The 6,672-nt window shown below is 72.3% G+C and carries 7 protein-coding genes; 4 read left to right on the top strand and 3 right to left on the bottom strand.

The window, feature by feature from the left end:
• The coding region (locus P1P70_RS37610; protein WP_319245770.1) for a GNAT family N-acetyltransferase at positions 1 to 944 on the bottom strand (944 nt) is incomplete at its 3' end.
• A gap of 140 nt (positions 945 to 1,084) precedes the next feature.
• Here P1P70_RS37610 and fdxA point away from each other — a divergent pair.
• Both fdxA and P1P70_RS37600 read left to right on the top strand, forming a co-directional pair.
• Positions 1,085 to 1,402: a ferredoxin gene (gene fdxA / locus P1P70_RS37605; RefSeq protein WP_005480604.1), complete on the top strand. Its 318-nt coding sequence runs from the start codon at positions 1,085 to 1,087 to the stop codon at positions 1,400 to 1,402.
• A gap of 132 nt (positions 1,403 to 1,534) precedes the next feature.
• Complete coding sequence (locus P1P70_RS37600; protein ID WP_319245768.1) at positions 1,535 to 2,635, top strand: bifunctional succinyldiaminopimelate transaminase/glutamate-prephenate aminotransferase; 1,101 nt, start codon at positions 1,535 to 1,537, stop codon at positions 2,633 to 2,635.
• Positions 2,636 to 2,696: 61 nt separating this feature from the next.
• On the opposite strand, the gene P1P70_RS37595 is transcribed toward P1P70_RS37600, so the two are convergent.
• Positions 2,697 to 3,110, bottom strand: a complete 414-nt coding sequence (locus P1P70_RS37595; RefSeq protein ID WP_033525521.1) for a hypothetical protein — start codon at positions 3,108 to 3,110, stop codon at positions 2,697 to 2,699.
• Positions 3,111 to 3,436: 326 nt separating this feature from the next.
• Positions 3,437 to 4,435, bottom strand: a complete 999-nt coding sequence (locus P1P70_RS37590; RefSeq protein ID WP_413471638.1) for a heavy metal transporter — start codon at positions 4,433 to 4,435, stop codon at positions 3,437 to 3,439.
• A 130-nt stretch (positions 4,436 to 4,565) separates the two neighbouring features.
• On the opposite strand from P1P70_RS37590, the gene dapE reads away from it, so the two are divergent.
• Positions 4,566 to 5,645, top strand: coding sequence for a succinyl-diaminopimelate desuccinylase (gene dapE, locus P1P70_RS37585; protein WP_319245763.1), 1,080 nt, complete (start codon positions 4,566 to 4,568; stop codon positions 5,643 to 5,645).
• A 106-nt stretch (positions 5,646 to 5,751) separates the two neighbouring features.
• On the top strand, positions 5,752 to 6,510 hold the full coding sequence (locus tag P1P70_RS37580; RefSeq protein ID WP_319245761.1) for a TIGR00730 family Rossman fold protein: 759 nt from the start codon (positions 5,752 to 5,754) through the stop codon (positions 6,508 to 6,510).
• The last annotated feature ends 162 nt before the right edge of the window (positions 6,511 to 6,672 follow it).

Below are 6,672 nucleotides of genomic sequence, written 5' to 3'. Positions count from 1 at the left end.
GCCGGACCGGAGCGGCCGTCCGGGCCGCCGGGGCGGCCGCCGTTGTCCGAGAAGTACGGCAGGTCGTCGCGCTCGGGCTTGGTGCCGGCCAGCGCGGCCATCACGGTCGTCGCGAGCCCCCGCCGCCGCTGGGCGGGATCGACCTCGACGGCCGCGAAACCGGCCCACCGCCCGTCCACGACGCACCGCCCGATGGCGGCGGGCCCCGAGCCCTCCGCCCCCGGCACGGTCGCGAACCACACCGACGGCCCGCTCCCGAGCACCTTCAGCGCGACCTCGCCGAGTCCCTTGCGCTGGTAGCGGCCGAGCCACGCCTCGTCCGCCGTGCGCGACAGCTCGACCCCGGCCCACTCCCGGTCCGCGACCGGCGCGAGCGCGCCGATCCACAGTTCGGCGGTCACCTCACGGACCCAGCCGCGGTCCGCCACCTCCGCGCACAGCAGCTCCTGAGTGCCCTCGGCGCCCGTGGCCAGCTGGAGGTAGGCGGGCAGCCCCCGGGCCGCGTACCAGCCGCGTACGGCCGTCAGCGCGTCGTCCAGGGGCATGCCGGGGTCCCCCAAGGGCAGCACCGAGTTCGCGCGCCGGGTGAAGCCGGAGGCGGCCCGCAGCTCCCACTCGCCGAGCCGCTCGCTCTCGACGGGCTGCCAGGCCCGCGCGGAGACCCGCGCCAGCTCCTCGTACGAGGCGGCGGGCCCGCGCCGCCGGGCCGGGGCGGCGGGCACGACCTTCCCCGCGACCAGCGACGTCTCCTCGATCCTTACCCGCTCCCCGTTCCGGCGGGTGATCAACAGAACACCGCCGTCCCATGATGTGAGAACACCAACCGTGTCAGTGAATTTCCCACCCCCGGCGCCAGCGTCGTCGAGGCAGCGCACGGACACGCGTTTGCCCACGTCAGCAGCAGAGACACGGATCTCGAGCCGTCCACCGGCAGAGATTTCCACAGGTCTGTCCACCCCTCCTGTTCGGATCATGCCCCGGAACGGAGATACTAGGTGCGGGCATCGACGACGCCGCGCTCCCGCGCGCCAGGCGGCGGAGCCTGAGGAGGCCCGCCAGCGCCCTATCGAGGAGGAACGACAGCGTGACCTACGTCATCGCGCAGCCTTGTGTCGACGTCAAGGACAAGGCGTGCATCGAGGAGTGCCCGGTCGACTGCATCTACGAGGGCCAGCGGTCCCTCTACATCCACCCGGATGAATGCGTCGACTGCGGTGCCTGCGAGCCGGTGTGCCCGGTCGAGGCGATCTTCTACGAGGACGACACCCCGGAGGAGTGGAAGGACTACTACAAGGCGAACGTCGAGTTCTTCGACGAGCTCGGCTCGCCCGGTGGTGCCAGCAAGCTCGGCCTGATCGAGCGTGACCACCCCTTCGTCGCCGCACTCCCGCCGCAGGCCTGAGAGCGACGCCGCGGGCCCCGGGGTGACGCCCCGGGGGCCCGCATCCGCGCCGCCCCGGTCCCGTACGGCCCGATCACCAAGATCGCCGTACGGGACCGAGGCGTTCGCCAGTGAGAAAGTGAGCGAGATCCCGTGTCCGCAGTCAGCGACCGCCTTCCCACCTTCCCCTGGGACAAGCTGGAGCCGTACAAGGCGACGGCCGCCGCGCACCCCGGTGGCATCGTCGACCTCTCCGTCGGCACCCCCGTCGACCCGGTGCCCGACCTGGTCCAGAAAGCGCTGGTCGCCGCGGCGGACTCGCCCGGCTATCCCACCGTCTGGGGCACCGTCGGACTGCGCGACGCGATCACGGGCTGGCTGGAGCGCCGTCTCGGCGCCCGCGACGTCACCCACCACCACGTCCTGCCGATCGTCGGCTCCAAGGAACTGGTGGCCTGGCTCCCCACGCAGCTCGGCCTCGGCCCCGGCGACCGGGTCGCGTACCCGCGCCTGGCCTACCCGACGTACGAGGTGGGCGCCCGGCTCGCCCGCGCCGACCACGAGGCCTACGACGACCCGACGACGCTGGACCCGGCCGGCCTGAAGCTTCTCTGGCTGAACTCGCCGTCCAACCCCACGGGCAAGGTCCTCGCCAAGGACGAGCTGACCCGGATCGTGGCGTGGGCCCGTTCGCACGGCATCCTGATCTTCTCCGACGAGTGCTACCTGGAGCTGGGCTGGGACGCCGACCCGGTCTCCGTGCTCCACCCGGACGTCAACGGCGGCTCGTACGAGGGCATCGTCGCCGTCCACTCCCTCTCCAAGCGCTCCAACCTGGCGGGCTACCGCGCGGCCTTCCTCGCCGGCGACCCGGACGTCCTCGGCCCGCTCCTGCAGATCCGCAAGCACGGCGGCATGATGACCTCGGCTCCCACCCAGGCAGCCGTGGTCGCCGCCCTCGGGGACGACGCCCACGTCCAGGAGCAGCGCGCCCGCTACGCGGCCCGCCGCACGGCCCTCCGCGAGGCCCTCGTCGCCCACGGCTTCCGCATCGAACACAGCGAGGCCAGCCTCTACCTCTGGGCCACCCGGGACGAGTCCTGCTGGACCACGGTCGCCCACCTCGCCGACCTCGGCATCCTCGTGGCCCCCGGCGACTTCTACGGCACCGCCGGCGACCACCACATCCGCGTGGCCTTCACAGCGACGGACGAGCGTGTGGCGGCAGCGGTGGAACGCCTGTCCCGGGCGTAGCGCACACGACGTCGAAAAGGGGCCCGGGGAGTTCCCGGGCCCCTTTTCGACGTACGGCAGGTCAGCCGAGCGGGCTCTTGGCCGGCAGCTGCCCCGTCGGCAGCCCGCCCTTCGTGGCCGTCTTGGTCGTGTCACCCAGAACGGTGCCGGCGGACCCGGCAGCCTCCCCGGCGGCCTTCTGCGCGACGGGCGTCGTCGTCTTGACGGCCTTCCCGCCGGTCTTGCTCACGGTCGGCAGGGTCTGCTTGGACGCCTTGGTGCCGGCGTCGCTCGCGACGCCGGTGACGTTCTGCGTCGCGCCGTCCACGGTGCTACCCGCGTTCGCCCCGTCCACGGCGGACAGGCCGCCGAGGTTCGGGGTGGCCGGGAGTTCGGGCGCCGCGCTCGCGGAGCCGGCCGCACCGACCACGGAGGCCGCTCCCGCTGCGGTCAGCAGCGCGGCACGGGCGATCCGGCGGGTCAGGGGGAGGGACATGGTGCTCCTTAGACGGAAGAGAACGGTGAAGTGTCCGACCGCGCCCGGGAGTTGACCAGTGGATGTGATCGTTCCGGGCTCGGACGCAGTGACTACCGACTCGAAGTCCCCGAAGGTTGCGGCGCCCCGACGTAAAGAAATGGCAATGTGTCGCATGATCAAATGTGGATCCAGTCGGACAAACGCCACCCGCGCCGACAGTCTGCTGAATCCTTACGGCCCTGTGTTCCCAACGCGTTCCGCCCACCGGGGGAGAGCAGGAGAAATCCCGCGCACCACGTCCACCCGACGCGCCGCGCCTACCCCGCACGGGTGAGCCGTGCGGCCTACTGTCCAGTGACGATTCGGACCTCGCCGGTGGAGCCGCCCGCCGCGCCCCGCGCCTTGCGCCACGCCCCGGCCCGACCCTCGGCAACCCACTCGCGCCCCGCGTAGGAGACGCGCTCGACTCCGAGCCGGGAGGAGTTGGCCACGGCCCAGTGCGCCAGCTCCCAGCCGCGCTGCCGGTTCCGGTCGGCGTCCTTGCCGTCCAGGGGGATGATCACGGTCCCGGCGGCGGGGGAGACGCTCGGACTCGGCGCCGCGCTCGCCTCGGCCGAGGCGCCGCCCTCGGAGCTCACCACCGCCGCGGCCGACTCGAACCCCTCGTCACCGAAGTCCCGGGCGAGCGCGCTGCGCACGGCCTCCGCTCCGCCCGTGTAGGCGGTGCCGGTGCCGGTCGTGTCCCGGCGGCCCTCGCACGTCAGCGTGGCCGCCGACCGCCCGGTCAGCGCGGCGGCGAGCAGCGTGGCGTCGGGCTCGTGCTTGGCGTAGGCCTCCGGGTAGCCGCTGCGCTGCACGCGCTGGGCGGCCACGGTCAGCGGCAGCCGCTCGTAGTCGTCGACCTTGACGAGGTGCTCGTAGAACTCACCCGCCGCGTACACCGGGTCCTGGATCTGCTGCTCGGTTCCCCAGCCCTGCGACGGCCGCTGCTGGAAGAGGCCGAGCGAGTCCCGGTCGCCGTGCGCGATGTTGCGCAGACTCGACTCCTGCAGCGCGGTCGCCAGCGCGATCGTCACGGCCCGCTCGGGCAGCTCGCGCGAGGTGCCGACGGCCGAGATCGTCGCCGCGTTGGCCGCCTGCTCGGGCGTGAACTCGTACGACGCCCCGTCGTCCGCTCCGGAGACGACCACGCACCGCGGGGTGCCGTTCCCACCGGTCAGATACTGCACGGTGAGATACGCCCCGATCGCGGCGAGCACGACGAAGGCCGCCATGCACTGCAGCACGCGGCGGCCGCGACGGCGGGGACGGGGACCTGGGGGGAAGGGGTACGGCTCCGACACGCGGTCCAAGGTACTGGACGGTAATGGCGCTCGTGCAGGAGTTGTGAACAGTGATGTGAACAGGGGTGCGGAAGTGACCGGATCCACTCGCCGAGCGGCCCGGACCCGGCGGCGCGTTAGGGTCGGGCACATGGCCGAGACCCCGATTGACCTCACGCTGGACGCCGCGCGCCTGACCGCGCAGCTCGTCGACTTCCCGTCCGAGAGCGGCACCGAGAAGCCCCTCGCTGACGCGATCGAGAGCGCCCTGCGCGCCCTGCCGCACCTCACGGTCGACCGGTACGGCAACAACGTCGTCGCCCGCACGAACCTGGGCCGCGCGGAGCGCGTGATCCTCGCCGGCCACATCGACACCGTGCCGATCGCGGACAACGTCCCGTCCCGCCTCGACGAGGACGGCGTCCTGTGGGGCTGCGGCACCTGCGACATGAAGTCCGGCGTCGCGGTCCAGCTGCGCATCGCGGCCACGGTCCCGGCCCCCAACCGCGACCTGACCTTCGTCTTCTACGACAACGAGGAGGTCGCCGCGGACCTCAACGGCCTGAAGCACGTCTCCGAGGCCCACCCGGAGTGGCTGGAGGGCGACTTCGCGGTCCTTCTGGAGCCCACGGCCGGCGAGGTCGAGGGCGGCTGCCAGGGCACCCTGCGGGTCCTGCTGACGACCAAGGGCGAGCGCGCCCACTCCGCCCGCGGCTGGATGGGCTCCAACGCCATCCACGCGGCGGCCCCGATCCTGGCGAGGCTGGCGTCGTACGAGCCGCGGTACCCGGTGATCGACGGCCTGGAGTACCGCGAGGGCCTCAACGCGGTCGGCGTCTCCGGCGGTGTCGCCGGCAACGTCATCCCCGACGCCTGCGTGGTCACGGTCAACTTCCGCTACGCGCCCGACCGCACCGAGGAGGAGGCCGTCGCCCACGTCCGCGAGGTCTTCGCCGACTGCGGCGTCGAGGAGTTCGTCGTTGACGACCACAGCCCCGGCGCGCTGCCCGGCCTGTCCCACCCGGCGGCCGCGGCGTTCATCGAGGCCGTCGGCGGCACCGCCCAGCCCAAGTACGGCTGGACGGACGTCTCCCGCTTCAGCGCCCTCGGCGTCCCGGCCGTCAACTACGGCCCCGGCAACCCGCACTTGGCGCACCGGCGCGACGAACGCGTGGAGACGGCGAAGATCCTGACGGGCGAGGAGCGCCTGAGGTCCTGGCTGACGGCGTGACGTGTCCGGTGCGGTGGATCTCGTGGCGGACACGCTGACGTCCCCCGTCCGTAACCCGTATGGATCTACGCTGAGGTGAACCACCAGCACGGCGGAGGGAGCGGACATGGCGACCGGCAACCCCGAGGGCAAGAAGCAGCCACCCGAGGAGCAGCGGCTCGGACCGGTGCTGCGCAGACGAGGCCAGGTCCAGGCGAGCACGACGGACCAGCGGCTGCTGGACGCGGGAGGTCCCTCGGACTGGGTCCACACGGATCCCTGGCGGGTCCTGCGCATCCAGTCCGAGTTCATCGAGGGCTTCGGCACGCTCGCCGAACTCCCGCCCGCGATCAGTGTCTTCGGCTCCGCCCGCACCCCCGCCGACTCACCGGAGTACGAGGCGGGCGTCCGGCTCGGCCGCGGTCTGGTGGAGGCCGGCTTCGCCGTCATCACCGGTGGCGGCCCGGGCGCGATGGAGGCGGCCAACAAGGGCGCCCTCGAAGCGGGCGGCACCTCCGTCGGCCTCGGTATCGAGCTCCCCTTCGAACAGGGCCTCAACCCCTACGTCGACATCGGCCTCAACTTCCGCTACTTCTTCGTCCGGAAGATGATGTTCGTCAAGTACGCCCAGGGCTTCGTGGTCCTCCCCGGCGGCCTCGGCACCCTCGACGAACTCTTCGAGGCCCTCACCCTCGTCCAGACCCAGAAGGTCACCCGCTTCCCCATCGTCCTCTTCGGCGTGTCCTACTGGGGCGGCCTGGTCGACTGGCTCACCAACACCCTCATCGCCCAGGGCAAGGCGGCAGCAAAGGACCTGACCCTCTTCCACGTCACGGACGACGTCGACGAGGCGGTGGCGCTGGTCTCGAAGGAGGCGGGCAGGTAGGACCGGGCTTTTCCCGCGCCCCTTCAGGGGCGCGGGGAACTGCGCGGACGGGGTCCGGGGCGGAGCCCCGAAGTCTTTGACGCGGGGGTCGAAGGGGCGCGCAGCCCCTGGGTGGGGGCACCTCCCGGTCGAGCGAAGCCGAGAGTGGGGGAGGGACGGGTA

The sequence above is a fragment of the Streptomyces sp. MB09-02B genome (assembly GCF_033794485.1).
Taxonomy (GTDB): domain Bacteria; phylum Actinomycetota; class Actinomycetes; order Streptomycetales; family Streptomycetaceae; genus Streptomyces.
Note: the sequence above shows the minus strand (reverse complement) of the source record. Positions and strands in the feature narration are given on the sequence as shown.

Coding starts and splice junctions, on each gene's coding strand:
- P1P70_RS37595 (WP_033525521.1), bottom strand. CDS start 3,110: ATGTCCCTCCCCCTGACCCGCCGGATCGCCCGTGCCGCGCTGCTGACC.
- dapE (WP_319245763.1), top strand. CDS start 4,566: ATGGCCGAGACCCCGATTGACCTCACGCTGGACGCCGCGCGCCTGACC.
- P1P70_RS37580 (WP_319245761.1), top strand. CDS start 5,752: ATGGCGACCGGCAACCCCGAGGGCAAGAAGCAGCCACCCGAGGAGCAG.